The sequence below is a fragment of the Flavobacterium fryxellicola genome (genome assembly GCF_900143245.1).
In the GTDB taxonomy this organism is placed as follows: Bacteria; Bacteroidota; Bacteroidia; order Flavobacteriales; family Flavobacteriaceae; genus Flavobacterium; species Flavobacterium fryxellicola.
In genome coordinates, this window is record NZ_FRDK01000001.1 from 33,389 (window position 1) to 53,615 (window position 20,227).

General features: G+C 37.1%; 15 protein-coding genes and 1 riboswitch. Of the genes, 1 reads left to right on the forward strand and 14 read right to left on the reverse strand.

Annotated features, from left to right (window positions below):
- Positions 1–49 precede the first annotated feature (49 nt).
- The 5 genes from BUA03_RS00165 to BUA03_RS00185 all read right to left on the reverse strand — a co-directional run bounded on the left by BUA03_RS00165 (position 50) and on the right by BUA03_RS00185 (position 6,055).
- The gene (locus BUA03_RS00165) at positions 50–1,132 is read right to left on the reverse strand and encodes a bifunctional 3-deoxy-7-phosphoheptulonate synthase/chorismate mutase type II (RefSeq protein ID WP_066082933.1); all 1,083 of its coding nucleotides are present in this window, start codon (positions 1,130–1,132) and stop codon (positions 50–52) included.
- Between the two features lie 65 nt (positions 1,133–1,197).
- Positions 1,198–2,049 (reverse strand): prephenate dehydrogenase, encoded by an 852-nt coding sequence (locus tag BUA03_RS00170; protein WP_066082935.1) that lies wholly within the window; start codon positions 2,047–2,049, stop codon positions 1,198–1,200.
- Positions 2,050–2,274: 225 nt separating this feature from the next.
- The gene (locus BUA03_RS00175; RefSeq protein WP_066082937.1) at positions 2,275–3,420 is read right to left on the reverse strand and encodes a pyridoxal phosphate-dependent aminotransferase; all 1,146 of its coding nucleotides are present in this window, start codon (positions 3,418–3,420) and stop codon (positions 2,275–2,277) included.
- A 65-nt stretch (positions 3,421–3,485) separates the two neighbouring features.
- Entirely contained in the window at positions 3,486–4,310 is an 825-nt protein-coding gene (locus BUA03_RS00180; protein ID WP_066082939.1) for a prephenate dehydratase, read from the reverse strand.
- Positions 4,311–4,801: 491 nt separating this feature from the next.
- Positions 4,802–6,055, reverse strand: a complete 1,254-nt coding sequence (locus BUA03_RS00185; protein WP_066082941.1) for a dicarboxylate/amino acid:cation symporter — start codon at positions 6,053–6,055, stop codon at positions 4,802–4,804.
- 196 nt (positions 6,056–6,251) lie between these two features.
- Here BUA03_RS00185 and gldA point away from each other — a divergent pair, with 196 nt between their 5' ends.
- Positions 6,252–7,148: a gliding motility-associated ABC transporter ATP-binding subunit GldA gene (gene gldA / locus BUA03_RS00190; protein WP_066082943.1), complete on the forward strand. Its 897-nt coding sequence runs from the start codon at positions 6,252–6,254 to the stop codon at positions 7,146–7,148.
- 213 nt (positions 7,149–7,361) lie between these two features.
- On the opposite strand, the gene metF is transcribed toward gldA, so the two are convergent.
- From metF to cysD, 9 genes are all read right to left on the reverse strand, one after another.
- A complete protein-coding gene (metF, locus tag BUA03_RS00195; protein WP_066082945.1) occupies positions 7,362–8,318 on the reverse strand; it encodes a methylenetetrahydrofolate reductase [NAD(P)H] in 957 nt (318 codons plus the stop codon).
- An 82-nt stretch (positions 8,319–8,400) separates the two neighbouring features.
- Positions 8,401–11,094, reverse strand: coding sequence for a methionine synthase (metH, locus tag BUA03_RS00200; protein ID WP_072675698.1), 2,694 nt, complete (start codon positions 11,092–11,094; stop codon positions 8,401–8,403).
- Positions 11,095–11,592: 498 nt separating this feature from the next.
- Positions 11,593–12,594 carry a homocysteine S-methyltransferase family protein gene (locus tag BUA03_RS00205; protein WP_066082949.1) on the reverse strand — a complete coding sequence of 334 codons (1,002 nt, stop codon included), beginning with the start codon at positions 12,592–12,594 and terminating at the stop codon, positions 11,593–11,595.
- A 279-nt stretch (positions 12,595–12,873) separates the two neighbouring features.
- A riboswitch (SAM riboswitch) is annotated at positions 12,874–12,985 on the reverse strand.
- A gap of 144 nt (positions 12,986–13,129) precedes the next feature.
- Positions 13,130–14,182: an NAD(P)/FAD-dependent oxidoreductase gene (locus tag BUA03_RS00210; RefSeq protein WP_066083185.1), complete on the reverse strand. Its 1,053-nt coding sequence runs from the start codon at positions 14,180–14,182 to the stop codon at positions 13,130–13,132.
- Positions 14,183–14,391: 209 nt separating this feature from the next.
- The gene (locus BUA03_RS00215) at positions 14,392–15,003 is read right to left on the reverse strand and encodes a precorrin-2 dehydrogenase/sirohydrochlorin ferrochelatase family protein (RefSeq protein WP_066082951.1); all 612 of its coding nucleotides are present in this window, start codon (positions 15,001–15,003) and stop codon (positions 14,392–14,394) included.
- A complete protein-coding gene (gene cobA / locus BUA03_RS00220; RefSeq protein ID WP_066082953.1) occupies positions 14,990–15,784 on the reverse strand; it encodes a uroporphyrinogen-III C-methyltransferase in 795 nt (264 codons plus the stop codon). The genes BUA03_RS00215 and cobA overlap by 14 nt, the downstream gene beginning before the upstream one ends.
- Entirely contained in the window at positions 15,774–17,867 is a 2,094-nt protein-coding gene (locus tag BUA03_RS00225) for a nitrite/sulfite reductase (protein ID WP_066082955.1), read from the reverse strand. The genes cobA and BUA03_RS00225 overlap by 11 nt, the downstream gene beginning before the upstream one ends.
- A 105-nt stretch (positions 17,868–17,972) precedes the next feature.
- On the reverse strand, positions 17,973–19,223 hold the full coding sequence (locus BUA03_RS00230) for a sulfate adenylyltransferase subunit 1 (protein ID WP_066082956.1): 1,251 nt from the start codon (positions 19,221–19,223) through the stop codon (positions 17,973–17,975).
- A gap of 79 nt (positions 19,224–19,302) precedes the next feature.
- Positions 19,303–20,202, reverse strand: a complete 900-nt coding sequence (cysD, locus tag BUA03_RS00235) for a sulfate adenylyltransferase subunit CysD (protein ID WP_066082957.1) — start codon at positions 20,200–20,202, stop codon at positions 19,303–19,305.
- Positions 20,203–20,227: the final 25 nt, after the last annotated feature.

The following is a 20,227-nucleotide window of genomic DNA, read 5'->3' on the forward strand; positions in this document are numbered from 1 at the left end:
AATAAATTGCAGGTTTTAGTAAAAAAAATAAATAGCTTTTTTTAGCTCCTTAAGCATTCAACACTTTATCTTGATGATTTATACTTTCTTGGTGTATGGCTTTGAATAAACGAAGAACAAATTCTTCTGAAAGTCCTTTTTTCTCTCCGTCCAAAATCATTTTTCCTAAAATTTCATTCCAACGGTTGTTTTGCAACACAGCAACATTCGCCTCTTTTTTCACGTGACCTATTTCGTCTGCTACTTTCATTCTTTTTCCTAAAAGCTCAACCAAAGTGGCATCTAAGACATCGATATTTGCTCTCAATTTCTTCATCTTATGCGTAAACTCATCTGAAACATCATCAAGCTTTCTAACCTTTAAATCAATAAAAATTTGTTTCAACGCATCTGGTGTCACCTGTTGTGCGGCATCACTCCAAGCGTTATCAGGATCAATATGCGTTTCGATAATCATACCATCATAATTCAAATCTAAAGCTTCTTGCGTCACTTCAAGAATCATTTTACGATCTCCTGTAATATGAGATGGATCTATAATTAAAGGTAAATCAGGGAATTTATTTTGCAACTCAATAGCAATTTGCCATTCTGGAATGTTGCGGTATTTTGTTTTCTCGTAGGTCGAAAACCCCCTGTGAATCACCCCTAATTTCTCGATTCCTGCATTGTACAAACGCTCTACACCACCTAACCACAGAGACAAATCTGGGTTTACAGGATTTTTTACCAATACAATTTTCTTAGTTCCTGCTAATGCATCAGCAATTTCCTGCACCGCAAAAGGATTTACTGTTGTTCTTGCTCCAATCCACAAGACATCAATATCATATTCTAACGCTAATTTTACATGTGCAGCATTCGCTACTTCCGTTCCCATTAGCAATCCGGTTTCTTCTTTTGCTTTTTTCAACCATTTCAAACCTATTTCTCCCACACCTTCAAATCCTCCTGGGCGTGTTCTTGGTTTCCAAATCCCAGCTCTAAAAATACTTACATCAGAATCTTTCAACTCGTGTGCTATCTTCAATACTTGTTCTTCAGTTTCGGCACTGCAAGGTCCTGCTATTACTAATGGATGAGTCAAATTGAATTCATTCAACCAATTTCTCATTTCTTTTTTATTTTCCATCTTTTCTAAATTTTATTTTTTATTTTGTGTTGTTTTTTTAACTGCAAACTACGACTGAACACTGCCTAGCTCTTCATGCCGTTTAATATATCCTTTATTTTATTCACACTTTGCATTTCATTATAAATAGCCTCGTAATCCTCATTTTCTAGCAACTCCTTAAATTTGGACAAATTCAAGATATACTCGTTCAATGTTTTTACGACTTGTTTTCGGTTTTGTTTGAAAATTGGCGTCCACATTGCTGGAGAACTTTTAGCCAGACGCACCGTACTTTCAAAACCGGAACCCGCCATGTCAAAAATATCCTGCTCATGTTTCTCTTTATCAATCACCGTTTTACCTAACATAAAAGCACTGATATGAGACAAATGAGACACATAAGCAATGTGTTTATCATGTGATTTTGGATCCATATACCGTATTCTCATTCCCATGGCGATGAAAAGTTGCAACGCTTTTTCTTGTAATTTGAATGTGGTTTTCTCCACCTCACAAATAATATTCGTTTTCCCTTGAAACAATCCTTTTATCGCTGCTGAAGGTCCTGAAAACTCTGTTCCCGCAATAGGATGTGTTGCTATAAAATTGCGCCTTCTAGGGTGATTCGCAACTGCTTCACAAACTGGCATTTTAGTCGAACCTACTTCAAAAACAATGGTTTGATTGCCAATTGCATCTAAAACTTTTGGCAAAACGGTCAACGCAACATCTACAGGAACCGATACAATTACAAAGTCAGCATCAACCAAATCCGTAAATGTCGCCCCAGCATCAACAACCCCTAAAGCAATGGCTTCAGCTAAATGATTTTCGTTAGTATCAATTCCGTAAATCTTGACTTCTGGATGCAGCGTTTTAATGTCCAATACCATCGAACCACCTATCAATCCTATTCCTACTACAAATACTTTCATTTTTTATTTTTAACAATTATCCCAATTTTTAGCAGGAGCCATGTGCTTCGCCAGTTCGCTTCGCTCGTGCCCTGCTATCCGCTACAATCTTTTATTCGCTGAGGCGAATAAAAGGATTTCCTCTGCTATCAGGGCTAGGGAACTTCGTTTTTTCAGAACGTTCTTCTTTTTACAACCTTTGTCAAAGTTCTAAAGTTTAACAAAGGTTTATATTCTCTAGGAAATTTAAAATCTAGCAATTGCCTCCTGCACTTTTTCCTCTTTCACACACAACGCAAATCGGATGAATCCTTCGCCGTTACTACCAAAAATAGTTCCCGGCGTGATAAAAATTGATTTTTCATATAATATGGAATCAATAAAATCTTCCGAAGAGGTGATTCCCTCTGGCAATTTTGCCCAAACAAATAATCCAACCCCTTCTTTGTACACTTTGCAACCCAATTTTTCTGCTAATTGTTCCGTAAGTACACGCCTTCTTTTATAAATTTCGTTCATTGAATCAAACCAAGTCTTATCGCTTTTCAACGCTTCAGTTGCTCCTTTTTGAATCCCATAAAACATACCGCTGTCCATATTGCTTTTTACTTTCAAAACTGCATCAATGCAAGCGGCGTTCCCCAACAACATTCCAACTCGCCAACCCGCCATGTTAAAAGTCTTACTCAAAGAATTCAATTCCAAAGCCACATCTTTTGCTCCTGCCACTTGCAGCAAGCTCATTGGATTGTCATTCAAAACAAAACTGTACGGATTGTCATTCACTAATAATATGTGATGTTTTTTGGCGAAAGCCACCAATTTTTTAAACAATTCCAAACTTCCTCTGGCTCCCGTGGGCATGTGCGGATAGCCAATCCACATGATTTTTACTTTCGCTAAATCCAGTCTTTCCAAAGCTTCAAAATCAGGCTCCCAATTAGTATCTTCTTTCAAGTCATAAAAAACGGGCACTGCACCAACTAAATTAGTCACTGAGGTGTAGGTTGGATAGCCTGGATTCGGAATCAAAACGTGATCGCCTTCATTCAAAAAAGCTAATGAAATATGCATAATTCCTTCCTTAGAACCCATCAAAGGCAAAATCTCGGTTACAGGATTTAAGGCTACTTGATAGTTATTAGTATAAAAATCTGCCATTCCTTGACGCAATTCCGGTAAGCCTTGATAACTCTGGTACTGATGCGCATTTTCATCTTGCATCGCAACCACTACAGCATCAACAACCGCTTGCGAAGGTTGCAAATCAGGACTCCCTATCCCCATATTAATAATAGGTTTGCCTTCAGCTGCAAGTTGCCGCACCTCTCTCAATTTTGACGAGAAATAGTATTCTTCAACTGTATTGAGGCGTTTTGCTGTTGTTATCATTTTATTATTTTTTATTCATTCGATTTGAATTTCTGCTTTTTTCTCCCTCTTCGGGGTCTAAGGAATTATTTTGTGTTTTTATATTCCCCCAACACTTTAAAGTACTCTGCCATGATTAGCATCAATGATTTTGCTTTGGCATAATCCTGATACTTATCAAAAGTAACATCTACAAAAAAGGAATATTTCCAAGGGGTGTCTATTTTTGGCAACGATTGTATCTTAGTTAAATTCAGTTTGCAATCACTCATGACATTCAAAACTGCTGCTAAACTTCCCCGTTTATGATCCAATTCAAATTTGATTGATGCTCTGTTAATCTCGTTTTCTGGAACAAATGAATTTTCCTTTTTTATAATAACAAAACGCGTCATATTATTTTTAATCGTTTGAATTTCCGGCGCCAAAATTTCCAAACCATACATTTCCGAAGCCGTTTTGCTAGCAATCGCCGCAATCCCTATCAACTGCTTTTCATTTATTCTTCGCGCTGTTTCAGCTGTATCTTTATCTTCAACTAGTTTTATATTTGGATATTTTTTTAAAAATTCCATACATTGTAAAATGGCCATGGGATGCGAATGTACTTCCTGAATATCTTCTATTTTCTGGCCTTTCAGCGCCATTAAATTCTGATGTATACTTAAATAATGTTCTCCTATAATGTGTAAATTGTTTTTGTCAATCAAAGCGTAATTTGGAATAATTGGACCTGCAATAGAATTTTCGATCGCCATAACTGCTTGGTCTGACTTCCCTGACAACAAGTTATCCACTAACTCTTCAAAGGATAGACATTCGTCAAGAGCAATATTTTGATCGAAATATTCCTGTGCCACCTGATGATGAAAAGAACCCGTTATGCCTTGTATCCCAATTATTTTATTCATTTTACACACTTTTAAGCAAAAAAAAATCCCGATTCACATCGGGATTGTATATTTATAGTATCAATTTAATTTTACTAATTAAATAACCATACAACAATCCCTTTCTACTTTCCAGAAGAAATAATAAGAGTTGCTAAAATAAAATCGGTTATTCAACATGTTATTGTTTTTTGTATTACTTACTCTGCGAATGTATACATAATTTCCAGCTAACCCAAAAAAAAGGGCGCTTTTATTGCACTAAAAAAGGATTCACTAAAAAACTAGTTATTAATTATGTAATATTTAAAAAAAGGCGTTAAAAATCTCATTTAGTCAGTGGGCATTTGAAATTTATATCCGTTAAATATTTTCTGTCCAACATTTTATGCCAATTACACTTATGGTCTGCGCTTTCCAATGCCTATCGGCAGTAGTACAATGCCCTTTAATATGAAAATGATCTTATTTACAGAGGATTACATCGGCACTACTTTTACGTAAATACCAAATTAGATTGCTCCTTTTTCCGAAAGCCATTTTTTTCCTTCTGCAATTCGGGTCACCAACATCGCTGATACTAAATCCCCATTGGCATTTAGCAAAGTTGCCATCGGATCTACTAAAGTTCCTATAATCATGGCTGCTGGCAAAGCTTGTTCCATAGGAAATCCATAAACAGTGATAGCGAGAATTTCGCCAATATAGCCCCCATTGGGAATTCCGCCTTCAACAACAGATACGATTACTGTAATCCCAATTGCCATAAGTAAGGTGCTGGGATCCGTAAAATCCTTGCCAAACATCGCAAAAATAACTGCAATTTTAATAATCGACGACATGCTCGACCCATCCTTATGCAAAGGAGCGCCAAGCGGAATTACCATATTTCTAATATGTACGGGAATTTTTATTTGTTCTGCACCCTCTAAATTGGCGGGAATCGTTGCAATACTACTGCAGGTTCCTAGCGCAGTGAGGGAAGGGGTAATGTTATTTCTCCAAAACACTTTAAAACCTAACGTACCACCAGCAAGAAAAGCATATAAACTAAAAAACACAACAAAGTAAAAAGCACAAACAGCATAGTAAAGCCCTAAAGGTTTTGCGTACGCGCCAAATAATTGCGGACCAAAAATGCCGACTTGATAAGCAAAATAAGCCCCCAAACCTATTGGAGCTATTTTCATGATCAGGTGCAGCAATTGTTTCATTACCTCATTCCCTGAATTTAAAAATCGGCTAAAATCTTTCCCCTTCTCGCCCGAATGTAAACTGGCGAATCCTATTAGAAATGAAAATATAATGAGTGCCAACATGTTTTTGCGAGACAACAATTCAAAGAAATCATTTGCGGTAAGCAATTGTGTGATTTGCATCCCTGCAGATCCCGTTTTGACCATTTCCAAAGGGATTTTAGAAATGATTATATCTTGCTGAATCGGGAAAAGTAAAACCCCCACAATCATCAAAATAGCAGAAATAAGTACCGTAGTTAAAAACACTCCAATTACGATTCCAAAAAGCTTACCAAGCTTCTCTGTCTTTTCTAAACTGGCAATTGATGATGCGATTGTAAAAAATAGCAACGGGATAATTGCTGTAAATAGTAAATTCAGAAAAATATCGCCTAGTGGCTTGATAACTTCTACGTCTTTTCCAAAAACTAATCCTAAGATACTACCGGCTAGAATTCCTCCCAGCAGCAATAGAATACTTTTATAATTTTTTAAGAAACCACCAGATCGGGTATTATTTAAATTCATTTCTTTAAAGTTTGTGGTAAATATATAAATCTAGCGGAGAAATTGATTGTTGTTCCTACTGTTATTTAGGCAAATGAAGTTTACGTTAAAAACTAGAGACACTACTTTGTATGAATTTTATAGACGAAGACGGAATGTGTGTAAAAAACAACAAATCAATCCTTTTTCTGTTTACTTTTGCAACAAATAATACATCATGTCAATAGAAGTAAATAATATATCCAAAAGTTATGGTGCTCAAAAAGCACTGGATAACATATCATTTTCTGTCAAAAAAGGAGAAATAGTAGGTTTCTTGGGTCCTAATGGAGCTGGAAAATCGACTTTGATGAAAATATTAACTACTTATATCAATGCCGATGAAGGCTCTGCATTAGTAAATGGCCATGATGTAAATACCAACCAAAAAGCGGTGCAGCTTTCTATTGGTTATCTGCCGGAACACAATCCGTTGTATTTGGATTTGTTTGTGCGGGAATATTTAGCTTTTAATGCCGATGTTTATAAAGTGGCCAAATCCCGTATTGAGGAAGTGATTCAATTGACGGGTTTAACAACTGAAAGTCATAAAAAAATAGGGCAATTATCGAAAGGATTTCGCCAGCGTGTGGGTCTTGCCAATGCCTTGTTACACGATCCCGATGTTTTGATTCTCGATGAACCCACAACAGGTTTAGATCCAAACCAATTAATAGAAATACGTAATGTGATAAAAAACGCGGGAAAAGACAAAACCATTTTCCTTTCTACACACATCATGCAAGAAGTAGAAGCGATTTGTGACCGTGTCATCATCATTAACAACGGAAAAATTGTAGCCGATAAAAAACTGGATAACTTAATCTCTGCCGATAAAGAACAAATTATAGAAGTAGAATTTGATTATAAAATCGAAGAACAAGCGATTGCAAAAATTCCACATTTAAAATCATATAAAAATACACACGATTGCTCTTGGGAATTGACTTTTCTATCCGATAAAGACATGCGTCCAGCTGTTTTTGATTTTGCACATGATAACGGATTGAAAACGTTACAACTCAATCAGAAAAATAAAAATCTTGAGGCAGTGTTTAGGGAGATTACAAAATAAGTACTCAGTGTACCGTTTTTAGCTTTCAGTTAAGATCTCAGGTAAAAAAGCTCCCTTTTTTCATTCCGACGAGGGAGTACTTACAAAATGATGAGAATTTGGAATTGCGAACGTCATTAACAGCACTAAATCCCTAGCCCAGATGGAAGCGGCATCCTTTTTTGATCCGTTTTTCAGGATCAAAAAGATAGAGCGCACAGCTGGAAATAGCTCCTAAAAAACTTTACTAGCGATTTGCTTAATATTTTCTGATTTTCCCATAGAATAATAATGCAAAACGGGAACGCCTGCCGCTTTAAGTTCGAGGGACTGCTGAATTGCCCATTCTATTCCCACTTGTCTGATGTCACTATTATTTTTGCACTGATCAACGGCTTGAATTAAATCCTCCGGCAAATCGATTCTGAAAATTTGTGGCAAAACTTGTAAATGTCTTTGCACTGCAATAGGTTTGATCCCTGGAATAATAGGAACTGTAATTCCCATTTCTCTGGCTTTGGCAACAAACTCAAAATACTTTGCATTATCAAAAAACATTTGGGTTACCACATAATCAGCACCGGCTTCAACCTTCTCCTTCAAACGTTTCAAATCAGAAATTAAAGATGGAGATTCCAAATGTTTCTCTGGATAACCTGCAACACCAATGCAAAAATTAGCTTTATTATCAACATCCATCACATCATGCAGGTACTTTCCGCAATTGAGCTGATTAATTTGCTTAACCAAATCAACTGCAAAATCATTCCCCCCTTTTTTAGGAACAAATGACTGTTCATCCTTCATAGCATCTCCGCGCAATGCCATCACATTATCTATTCCTAAATAATGACAATCCACCAATAAATATTCGGTTTCCTCCTGAGTAAAACCACCGCAAAGCACGTGGGGAACTGTATCTACATTGTACTTATGCTTAATTGAGGCACAAATACCCAAAGTCCCTGGTCGCATTCGAGTTAATTTTTTTTCCAATAAACCGTTTCCTTTATCCACATAAATAAACTCTTCGCGAGAAGTGGTTACATCTATAAATGGGGGTTTGAACTCCATTAACGGATCAATATTGTCGTATAATTCCTGAATACTTTTCCCTTTTTGAGGCGGAATAATTTCGAAGGAGAATAATGTTTCTCCGCTTGCATCTTCTATATGTTGTGTTACTTTCATTTTAAGTCTTAAAGTTTGAATGTCAAAAACCGAAAGTCAAGTCCTTTGGACTTAATGACTGTGTTTTTTATGACTGTGTTTTTTAGTCTGCTATATTTGGACTCAACCACTTCGTCGCCACTTCAGTGGACACGCTTCTTCGTTTCGCATAATCGATGACTTGGTCTTCTTTTATTTTTCCGAGTCCAAAATACCTACTTTCTGGGTTTCCAAAATAATATCCAGAAACCGAAGAAGCCGGCCACATCGCCATGCTTTCCGTTAAAGTCACTCCTATTTCTTCGGCTACATGTAGCAATTTCCAAATGGTAGGTTTCTCTAAATGATCCGGACAAGCAGGATAACCTGGTGCTGGACGAATGCCTTTATACACTTCTTCAATCATCGCCTCCGTGCTTAAATTTTCATCGGCCGCATAACCCCAAATCTCTTTACGGATTTTTTCGTGCAAATATTCCGCGAAAGCTTCCGCAAAACGATCTGCTAATGCCTTCACCATAATTGAACTGTAATCGTCTAAATCTTTTTCGAATTCTGCTGCCCATTCATCAACCCCAAAACCAGTTGTCACACAAAAACAGCCCATATAATCTGTTTTACCAGAATCTTTTGGCGCTATGAAATCAGCCAATGCAATGTTTGGCGCTCCTTTTGTTTTTTGAGATTGTTGACGGAGAGTCAAAAAGAGTGCTTTCGAATCAGTTCCCCCTTCGGGGGTTAGTGGGCTTATTTCAATATCATCATCATTGACTTGGTTAGCAGGAAAAATACCATAAATTCCCTTCGCTGTCAGTTTCTTTTCTTTCAAAATAACTTTTAACATGTCCTGTGCATCTGCAAATACAGAAGTTGCTTGTTCACCCACCACTTCATCGGTCAGAATAGCTGGGCATTTACCAAACAATTCCCAAGTTCTAAAAAACGGTGTCCAGTCGATATACGGAACCAAAACATCTAAATCAACCTCGATGGTTTTTGTTCCAATAAAATTAGGCTTCATCGGGTTGTAGTTTTCCCAATCCAATTGCAATTTGTTTTTCCGAGCTTGCTCAATTGTCAAGAAGTTTTTATCGCGCGAACGATTTAAGAACGTCTCTCTAAAAGCATCATACTCTGCTCGGATATCACTGGCATATATTTTTTTGTCTTTATTCAATAAACTTCCAGCAACCGTTACGGCTCTCGACGCATCGTTTACGTGAATAACTGTTTCTCTATATTGAGGCGCAATTTTCACGGCGGTATGTGCTCTAGAAGTTGTTGCACCGCCAATCATTATTGGAATCTTCAAGCCTCGCTTATCTAATTCCTTAGCCAGGTGTACCATTTCGTCTAAGGACGGCGTAATTAATCCACTTAATCCAATGATATCTACGTTGTGTTCTATAGCTGCCGCAATAATTTTCTCTGGAGCAACCATTACACCAAGATCAACAATCTCATAATTGTTACACGCCAAAACCACCGATACAATGTTTTTTCCAATGTCGTGTACATCTCCTTTGACAGTTGCCATTAAAATTTTTCCATTCCCTCGCTTGTCGCCCGCCTGTTTACTAGCTTCAATGTAAGGCAATAAATAAGCTACGGCTTTCTTCATTACACGAGCTGATTTTACCACTTGCGGTAAAAACATTTTTCCTGAACCAAATAAATCACCAACTACATTCATCCCAGCCATTAAGTTGATTTCGATTACTTCAATAGGTTTTGTTGCCGCTAATCTTGCTTCTTCAACATCAATTTCTATAAATTCATCTACTCCTTTTACTAGTGAATGTGTTAATCGTTCTTGAATAGTTCCCGACCGCCATTCTTGGATTGCTTTTTCAATGCTTTTGGTATCTCCTTTTACATTTTCTGCAAAGTCTAACAATCTTTCGGTTGCATCATCGCGTCTGTTCAGAATTACATCTTCAACGCGCTCTAATAAATCCTTTGGAATTTCATCATAAATAGAAAGCATTTCTGGATTCACAATTCCCATTGTCATTCCGTGTTGGATGGCATGGTATAAAAACACAGAATGCATTGCCTCCCGAACCGTATCATTTCCTCTAAACGAAAACGAAACATTACTTACACCACCACTAATGTGAGCATGCGGTAAATTTTCACGAACCCATTTAGTTCCTCTAAAAAAATCTAAGGCATTCAGGCGGTGTTCCTCCATACCCGTTGCCACTGGAAATACATTTAAATCGAAAATAATATCTTGTGGAGGAAAACCAACTTTGTCAACCAAAATAGCATACGAACGTTGGCAAATTTCTACTCGACGCTCGTAATTATCTGCTTGTCCCGTTTCATCAAAAGCCATGATGATAACCGCAGCTCCATAGCGTTTGATTAGTTTAGCGTGATGGATAAAAGCTTCTTCTCCCTCTTTCAACGAAATTGAATTCACCACACTTTTTCCTTGCACTACTTTTAGACCTGCTTCAATAATATCCCATTTAGAGCTGTCAATCATAATTGGCACTCGAGATATATCAGGTTCGGCTGCAATCAAATTCAAGAATTTTGTCATCGCATATTCGCCATCCAGCATTCCTTCATCCATATTAATATCGATGATTTGAGCGCCGCCTTCTACTTGTTCTTTAGCAATACTGAGTGCTTCTTCGTATTTTTCTTCCTTGATTAAGCGAAGGAATTTTCTAGAACCCGTAACATTTGTTCGTTCACCAATATTTACAAAAACGCTATCCGGCGTAATGATTAAGGGCTCTAATCCCGATAACACAAGGTTTCTTCTAGTTTCTTTTTGTACCATTTTCTTTATTTTGAATTCTACACCATTTTCAAAATGAAATAGATTTGATCTTTATTTTTCTTCTCCTTCTTTTGGGCGTGTCCCTTCAGTTGCTTCGTCGTTCCTCCTCGCAACTTCGGGTCGGGCTATTCGTTACAAGTCCTCGTCAAATTCCGCCAAAGCTTCATTTGTCTGTGGGCTTTTCACTACTATCCCTCACGCGATTTGTGCTTCAATTGTCATTGCGAGGAACGAAGCACGAAGCAAAGCAATCTGATTACGCATCCCTGTTTTCCCATATTCTTGTCATTCAGACCGAGGAAGAATCTACGTTAAGTGAGCAACATGATGCGATTGCTTCGCCTGTTCGCTGACGCTCGATTCTTCGTTCCTCAGAATGACAAAAGCAACCGTTTAATCCTTCTTTACAGGCACAAGCAGTACAATCGCCTGAGTAATTTTAATAATTTCAAAACAATTGTCAAAGTTCAAAACTTTGATATTGGTCATATCAACATTCTACATCACCGCCGTCGAAACTCTTGGTTTATACTCCTTTGCGATATCAGCAATTAACCTGATATGTTCTGGCGTTGTTCCACAGCAACCGCCTATGATATTTACTAAATTATCGTCTAAATATTCTTTGATGAATGCCTGCATTTGCTCTGGTGTTTCATCGTATTCTCCAAAAGCATTTGGCAATCCTGCATTAGGATGTGCTGATACGTTGAAAGAAGTATTCTGAGACAAAGTTTGCAAATACGGCTTCAACAAATCGGCTCCAAGGGCGCAATTAAAACCAACACTCAATAAAGGAATATGTGAAACTGAAACCAAGAAAGCTTCTACTGTTTGCCCAGAAAGTGTTCTTCCAGATGCATCTGTAATGGTTCCTGAAACCATGATTGGAATATCAATATTGCGTTCGTCTTTGACTTCTTCAATAGCAAAAAGTGCTGCTTTAGCATTTAACGTGTCGAAAATGGTTTCAACCAGTAATAAATCACTTCCACCATCAATTAAGGCTTCCACTTGTTGCTTATATGCAATACGCAAATCATCAAACGTCACTGCTCGATAACCTGGGTCGTTTACGTCCGGCGACATACTTGCCGTGCGGTTTGTTGGCCCTATAGATCCAGCAACAAAACGAGGTTTGTCTGGGTTTTTGGCGGTGAATTCATCGGCTACTTCGCGAGCGATTCGTGCGGATTCATAATTAAGTTCATAAACAATATCTTCGAGGTGGTAATCAGCCATGCCTATTGTTGTCCCAGAAAAAGTATTGGTTTCCACAATATCGGCTCCCGCTTCAAAATAGGCTGCGTGAACTGCTCGAATCGCTTGCGGCTGTGTCAGAGATAATAAGTCATTATTTCCTTTTAACGAATGTGGAAAATCCTTGAAACGTTCGCCACGGAAATCTTCCTCCGAAAAATTGTAGCGTTGCAACATGGTTCCCATTGCTCCATCGAGAACAAGAATTCTTTCTTTGATTGCCTTTTGAATGTTTGACATAACTTGTATTATTTACCTCAGTTTGCGGTGAGATTTATTCTTTTGATTAATAATTACAAAAGTTCTCATATAGCAGCTCTTTAGCCCCGATTGCAGCGATATCCTTTTTTTATAAACCCTTTCAGGGTTTTAAACCCTGAAAGGGTTTATAAAAAAAGATATAGCGTAAAGCGGGAAAATCATCGGCAAAAAAGGCCTGATAATTCGCTCTAAAAATAATATCGATAGGTTGTCAAGAAAAGGTTTGAGAAATACTGTGGCAGTATTCTTGTGTTATCTATCTTATAGTTCTGAAATAAAATCAGAATAAAGTAGAATGTAGCACCTTCTTTAAAGATAAAGGGTTGCTAAGGTTTCATCGGGTCTTTCCCTCCGCCTTTCGTGATAACTTGCAATAAATATAGGAACAGTGCAAAGTAAAGAAATAGCGTTACTACTTCCAAGTAATAACGCTATTTTTTTGATTTATGAATGATGATTAACGATTTTTGATTTTTGATGTATCAAAAAATCGGTAATCCGCAATTTGAACTATTTAAACTATGGCTTTCACCACCGCTTTTGGTGCTTCTTTACGGGTTCCGTCAAAGCCATCTACTCCAGAAACTGTCGTATATTTCAATACATATTTTTTACCTGGATTGATAATTTGATAGGCTGCTTGGCACATCAAAGTAGCTTCATGGAAACCACAAAGAATCAATTTTAATTTTCCAGGATATGTATTTACATCTCCTATTGCGAAAATTCCTGGAATATTAGTTTGATAATCCAATGAATTATTTACTTTGATGGCATTTTTTTCAATGTCTAATCCCCAGTTTCCTATGGGACCTAATTTTGGTGTAAGCCCAAAAAGCGGAATAAAATAATCCGTTTCTATCGTTCTTCTTGCCCCATTTTCATCAAGGACAACTGACTCAATATGCTCCGCTCCATTGAGCCCTACCACTTCGGCTGGTGTAATCAACCTGATTTTTCCAGCATCTTTTAATTCCTGGACTTTTTCAACAGAATCCAATGCTCCTCTAAACTCATTTCTTCTGTGAATCAAAGTCACTTCTGAAGCAATATTGGAAAGGAAAATACTCCAGTCTAAAGCAGAGTCTCCGCCACCTGAAATAACGACTCTTTTATCTCTAAATTTTTCTGGGTTTTTGATAAAATACTTAATTCCTTTCCCTTCATAAAAATTGATTCCGTCAATAAGTGGTTTTCTAGGTTCAAAACTTCCTAGTCCTCCAGCGATAGCCACTACCGAAGCCTGAATTTTTGTTCCCTTATTAGAGGTAACAATGAAGCTTCCATCTTCTTGCTTATCAATTGTTTCTGCGCGTTCTCCAAGTGTAAACCCAGGCTCGAATTGCTTTATTTGCTCCATCAGATTATGCACTAAATCTCCTGCTAAAACCTCTGGAAATCCGGGAATATCATAGATTGGTTTTTTAGGATACAATTCTGATAATTGACCACCCACTTGCGGGAGTGCATCTAATATGTGGCATTTTAATTTCAATAAACCTGCTTCAAAAACGGCAAATAAACCTGTTGGTCCAGCTCCTATAATAAGTATGTCTGTTTTAATCATTTTTTTTAAATTAGCTTCCCCCACCATACCCTTCAAGAAGAGGGATGACTGAGTGAAAATTTGTTTTATTATTAGATTGATGAAATTACTTTGTTAAGATGCAAAGTAACTATGCTTTCTTTTATTTTTTAATGACAAATATCATAATTATCCGTTTTAAAAAAAACAGAAAGTTGTTATTAAGATTTATTACAATTTAGAATTTGATTTTACTTATCCTTTTCTCTTTCGCCTTTGCGGGCTGAGGGGATTTTTAATGCTTCTGTGATCTCATTCATTTTTTGTACTTTTTCTTCAAAATTGCCCTTTAAAGTTTTGCGATATTCATTTAAATTCTCAACCATTTTATTGATATCGTCTGGAATTACTTCCTCAAAAAACTCTCGCAATCGTTTGGCCGTTGTAGGTGATTTTCCATTGGTTGAAATCGCAATTTTAACATTGCCTTTAGTTACAATTCCGCCCAAATAATAATCACATAATGGCGGTGTATCAGCAATGTTACAAATCAAGAATCTTTTTCTGCACAAATCATAAATCCTTTTGTTGACCTTTAAATCATCAGTACAAGCGATAACCATATGGCGTTTGCGTAACATCCAGCGATTGAATTTTTTATACGTCAATTTTACGGATGAATGGCTTGCCGCCAAGGTTTCTAATTCAGGCAAAAATCGGGGTGCAACCACCTCAACATTTGCATTTGGACTGGATTTTAATAGAAATGACAACTTTTCTAAACCCACATTTCCTCCACCTACAATAAGGGTACTGAGGTTTTGTAATTTTAAAAATATTGGATATAACTCATTCCTTTCCATATACCAGTACCTTATTGTGATTAGATCTCAATTGATTGAAAAAAGCTACTTTTTTCTTGCCATCACCTACTACTTCTCCAATTACAATTATAGCCGGAGAACTTAAATTATTTTTAGCCACGATTTCTTGGATGGTATCAACGGTCCCAATTCCTGTTTTCTCTTGAGGTGTTGTTCCGTTTTGAATAATTGCAACGGGCATTTCTCCTTTCGATTCTTTTTGGAACAAAGCCACAATTTGATCTAATTTGCTCATGCCCATCAAAATCACAACTGTTGCAGTAGATTGTGCTGCTAAAGCTACATCGGCAGATAATTTTCGTGTTGAAGTTGTTCCGGTAATTACCCAAAAACTTTCCGATACTCCTCTTTTTGTCAGCGAAATCCCCTGAGAAGCAGGAACTGCAATCGAGGATGAAATTCCCGGAACCACAAATGTAGGAATTCCGAAACTTTCTACGAATTCTATTTCTTCGCTTCCTCTGCCAAAAATAAAGGGATCGCCTCCTTTTAACCGAACCACATTTCCGTACGTAAGTGCATTATCTACAATCAACTGATTTATTTCAGTTTGCGTATATTGATGACAGCCTTTCCTTTTTCCGACAAATATTTTCAACGCTTTTTTGGGAGCATAAGACAATAGTTCTTCATTTGCCAGGGCATCATACAAAACAACATTTGCTTCTGCCAAAGCCTTCGCCCCTTTAATCGTCAGTAAATCCGGATCTCCAGGACCAGCACCTACCAGCGTTACTTGCGGTTCTATTTTATTTTTCATCTTGTAGGTCTTTGGTTCTGAAAGTTTCTATTGTGTCAAAAAAAGTAGTTGCTTCTTGGATGTATTTTTTAGCAAATGCTTCAGATGGTTCGTTCTCTTTAATTTGAAATACTAAAGCTTTTAAAGTCGATTGCAACGGAATTTTATTTGTTTCTACAAAAACAGTATCAAATAAGTCTACTATACCCGCTTGATGATTTGTTTTTTGGTTTTCTGAAAGCAATAAGGCTTTGGATCCATTAACAAAACCGGCGTACGCATGATAAATCGCGTCAGACCATTTTTGTTCTTCGAAAGCTTCTCTTGCAAAAGTCAACTTATCTTTGGCTTCCAATAGAAGCGTGGCAACTAAATCAATCACAACTCCCGCACATTCTCCTACACCAACTGCTTTTACATAATTATCTGCATTTCCCCAATCTACAAAATCAGCTTCGGTAAGATTAGTTAAGTCGGCTAAGGGTTTCAACATTTCATAGAAGTATTTCTCGCCTTTGTCATCATAATAATGAAGGAATGATAATCCGTTTGCATTAGCGTGAAAATCATTTAAGATAAAGCGCAATGCGTCGGGTCCTCTTCGACTTGGGATTTTGATCACTTTGTCAGAAAAACGTCCTGATCCGTTTCCTAAATTTCCACCACCCAATAAAACTTGAAGTGCTGGCGCGACTAATTTCCCGGAATTGATCGACATTCCTTGAAAACCAATTTCGGCCATATTGTGTTGTCCACAAGCATTCATACAACCACTAATTTTTATAGTGATTTCACGATTGTTGCTGTATTGTGGATATTCTGCTGCTAATACTCTTTCTAGTTCTACTGCAATTCCGGTGCTGCTCGCAATTCCAAGATTACAAGTATCTGTACCCGGACAAGCAGTAATATCCGCTGTACTATCATATCCTATGGCTACATAGGCAAGTTTGGCTAATTCTTGATAGAAAAATTCGAGATTCTCCTCTTTCACATTGCGGATTAAAATATCTTGACGCAACGTAAAACGCAATTCGTTAGCTCCATAATTCTTAATTAATTCAGCCAATAACCTTGCTTTATCAGTGTAAAAATCCCCTAACAAAACTTTAATTCCAATCGCTACGTAACCGTTTTGTTTCTGAAAAATTACATTTGTTTTTTTCCATTTTTCGAAAGCAACGCGATCTTCAAGTATCACTTTTGGGGCTTTCAATAACGGTTCTGGAATTGATCCATCAAAATCTGTAGTGTCAATTTCAACCACTTGATGCGATAAGGCTTTTTTCTCTTCTTCCACCAATGCTAAAAACTCCTCTCTACCAATATCTTTGATTAAGAATTTCATACGAGCTTTTAATCGTTTGGCTCTTTCTCCAAAACGGTCAAATATTCGCAAAACACCCTCTGTTGTTGGAATAATTTGGTTTACCGGAATAAACTCCGATAATAATTCGGCATGACTTGGTTGCGAACCTAATCCACCTCCAAGCATTACTTTGAATCCTTTTTCCCCATTTACAATTTTTGGAATAAATCCTAAATCATGAATATAACTTAGCGCCGTATCTTTATCCGATGAAGAGAATGAAATTTTAAACTTACGTCCCATTTCTTGACAAACGGGATTTCTTAAGAAAAACTGAAACAAAGCGTGTGCGTACGGCGAAACATCAAACGGTTCGTCCACATCAATTCCCGCGGTTTCACTAGCCGTAATATTTCTAACGGTATTTCCACATGCTTCTCTCAATGTCACATCATCTTTCTCTAATTCAGCCCAGAGTTGTGGAGTTCTATCCAAACTTACATAATGAATTTGAATATCCTGACGCGTTGTAATGTGCAAACGCCCTGTTGAATACTCGTCAGAAACTTTTGAAATACGCACTAATTGTTCGCTTGTCACCTTACCAAAAGGCAATTTGATACGAATCATTTGCACACCTTCCTGACGCTGACCATAAACTCCGCGAGCCAAACGCAGGCTACGAAAACGCTCATCGTCAATTTTTCCATCACGGAATAATGCTATTTTTCGCTCTAAATCGATAATGTCTTTTTGGACAATCGGATCTTCTATTTCGGTTCTAAAACTTTCCATACTGTGTTATTATTTTCCTCCCATCGCCCCCCTCCGAAAGAGGAGGAGCCACTGAAGCGCTTGATTCGACTTTTTATACTATTTTCTTGTTCTCCCTTTCGGGGGCTAGGAGGCTTTTATAAAACCAACTCCTGCTGTTGTATTCGTTGCAATATCGATTAAGATAAAAGCACCGTTTGATTTATTGTCATTGTAGGCATCAAAATATATGGCTTTACTCAATTTAATATTTACTTCTCCTATTTCATTAATTGCCAATTGAGTTGCTGGTGTTGAACCCGAATAATCAGTAGCAATTACGTTTTTCACACTTTCAATTTTAGCCAAAACACGATTTGTATTGTGTTGTACAAAATATTTTGCACCAGGAACTAGTTTTTTACTGTCCATCCAACACACTGTGGTATTGATTTCTTTTTCAACTTTAGGCAATTCAGCTGATTTTACAATCATATCGCCACGTGTTACATTGATATCATTTTCTAATTCAATAGTAATCGAAGAACCCGCTGATGCTTCATCAAATTGCTTGTCGAAAAAGTGAATTTTCGTAACTGTAGATTCTGTCAAAGAAGGCAACACAGTTACTGCATCCCCTACTTTTATATTGTTACCGTATAACTTTCCAGCGTATCCTCTAAAATCATGGTATTCTTCGGTTTTTGGTCTAATAACTGTTTGAACTGGAAAACGCGCCTTTCCTTTTTCATCAACATCTTCAGGTTCTAAAGCTTCCAGATGTTCCAATACGGTTTGTCCGGTATACCAAGGCATATTGTCCGATTTATCAACCACATTTCCGCCATTGATCGCGCTTAAAGGAATATAGCTTACCGTTTGTTCTTTGAAAGTACTTTTAGCATTTAAAGCTTGAAAATCCTCTTTAATTTTATTGTAGACTTCCTCAGAATAATCCACTAAATCCATTTTATTGACCGCAACAATCACTTCTTTTACTCTCAATAAATTATTGATAAAAAAGTGACGGTACGTTTGCTCAATTACTCCTTTACGAGCATCAATCAAAATAATGGAAACCTGCGAAGTCGAAGCTCCCGTAACCATATTTCGTGTGTACTCGACATGCCCTGGAGTATCTGCAATAATGTAACTTTTCTTGGCTGTCGAAAAATAAATATGCGCCACATCAATGGTGATTCCTTGTTCTCTTTCAGCAACCAAACCATCCGTTGCCAATGAAAAATCAAGATAATCATATCCTTTTTGTTTGCTGCTTTTTTCTATTGCTTCTAATTTATCTGTCGTCAACGATTGTGTATCGTACAATAATCTGCCAATTAAGGTACTCTTTCCGTCATCTACACTTCCTGCTGTTGCTATTTTTAAAACTTCCATATTATTTATAAGTATTAAGATCGTAAGTATTAAGTATCAAGATCGTAAGTTCAATAACTTACTTTTTATGTCTTACTCCTTAAAAATATCCTTGTTGTTTTCTTTTTTCCATAGCAGCTTCAGAACGTTTATCATCAATTCTGGCACCTCTTTCGGAAATAGTTGAGGTTCTAATTTCACCGACAACTTCTGCAATTGTCGCTGCATACGAATCAACCGCCGCTGTGCAACTCATATCACCAACGGTTCTAAAACGAACGATGCGTTCCTCGATTTCTTCATTTTCTTCTTGGTAAACAAATGGAGAATGAGACCAAATCATTCCATCTCTCAAGAAAACTTTACGTTTGTGTGAAAAGTAAATGGATGGAATTTCAATTTTTTCTTGTTCGATGTAGCTCCAAACATCTAACTCGGTCCAATTTGAAATAGGAAAAACACGAACGTTTTGACCATTTTCAATTTTACCGTTCAAAATATCAAATAATTCGGGACGTTGGTTTTTTTCATCCCATTGCCCGAAATCATCACGTACTGAGAAAATACGTTCTTTGGCTCTTGCTTTTTCCTCATCGCGACGCGCACCACCTATACAAGCATCAAATTTAAATTCTTCAATAGCATCTAAAAGTGTTGTGGTTTGCAAACTATTTCTACTCGAATATTTCCCTGATTCTTCTACTACTTTTCCTTCATCAATAGCGTCTTGTACATTACGAACGATTAATTCCAATCCTAATTCTTTTACCAATCGGTCTCTAAATTCAATCGTTTCTGGGAAATTATGCCCCGTGTCTACGTGCAACAACGGAAACGGAATTTTAGCTGGGAAAAAAGCTTTTTGCGCTAAGCGCACCAAAGTAATCGAATCTTTTCCACCAGAAAAAAGCAATACGGGTTTATCAAATTGACATATTACCTCTCTAAATATGTATATCGCTTCGCTTTCTAAAGCGTTTGTTTTTACTATTGAACTCATTTTTTTTATTTAAAGATTTAAAGGA

Bases quoted from the DNA above. Each gene is read 5' to 3' on its own strand.
- BUA03_RS00165 (WP_066082933.1), bottom strand. From the start codon at position 1,132: ATGGAAAATAAAAAAGAAATGAGAAATTGGTTGAATGAATTCAATTTG.
- BUA03_RS00170 (WP_066082935.1), bottom strand. From the start codon at position 2,049: ATGAAAGTATTTGTAGTAGGAATAGGATTGATAGGTGGTTCGATGGTA.
- BUA03_RS00175 (WP_066082937.1), bottom strand. From the start codon at position 3,420: ATGATAACAACAGCAAAACGCCTCAATACAGTTGAAGAATACTATTTC.
- BUA03_RS00180 (WP_066082939.1), bottom strand. From the start codon at position 4,310: ATGAATAAAATAATTGGGATACAAGGCATAACGGGTTCTTTTCATCAT.
- BUA03_RS00185 (WP_066082941.1), bottom strand. From the start codon at position 6,055: ATGAATTTAAATAATACCCGATCTGGTGGTTTCTTAAAAAATTATAAA.
- gldA (WP_066082943.1), top strand. From the start codon at position 6,252: ATGTCAATAGAAGTAAATAATATATCCAAAAGTTATGGTGCTCAAAAA.
- metF (WP_066082945.1), bottom strand. From the start codon at position 8,318: ATGAAAGTAACACAACATATAGAAGATGCAAGCGGAGAAACATTATTC.
- metH (WP_072675698.1), bottom strand. From the start codon at position 11,094: ATGGTACAAAAAGAAACTAGAAGAAACCTTGTGTTATCGGGATTAGAG.
- BUA03_RS00205 (WP_066082949.1), bottom strand. From the start codon at position 12,594: ATGTCAAACATTCAAAAGGCAATCAAAGAAAGAATTCTTGTTCTCGAT.
- BUA03_RS00210 (WP_066083185.1), bottom strand. From the start codon at position 14,182: ATGATTAAAACAGACATACTTATTATAGGAGCTGGACCAACAGGTTTA.
- BUA03_RS00215 (WP_066082951.1), bottom strand. From the start codon at position 15,003: ATGGAAAGGAATGAGTTATATCCAATATTTTTAAAATTACAAAACCTC.
- cobA (WP_066082953.1), bottom strand. From the start codon at position 15,784: ATGAAAAATAAAATAGAACCGCAAGTAACGCTGGTAGGTGCTGGTCCT.
- BUA03_RS00225 (WP_066082955.1), bottom strand. From the start codon at position 17,867: ATGGAAAGTTTTAGAACCGAAATAGAAGATCCGATTGTCCAAAAAGAC.
- BUA03_RS00230 (WP_066082956.1), bottom strand. From the start codon at position 19,223: ATGGAAGTTTTAAAAATAGCAACAGCAGGAAGTGTAGATGACGGAAAG.
- cysD (WP_066082957.1), bottom strand. From the start codon at position 20,202: ATGAGTTCAATAGTAAAAACAAACGCTTTAGAAAGCGAAGCGATATAC.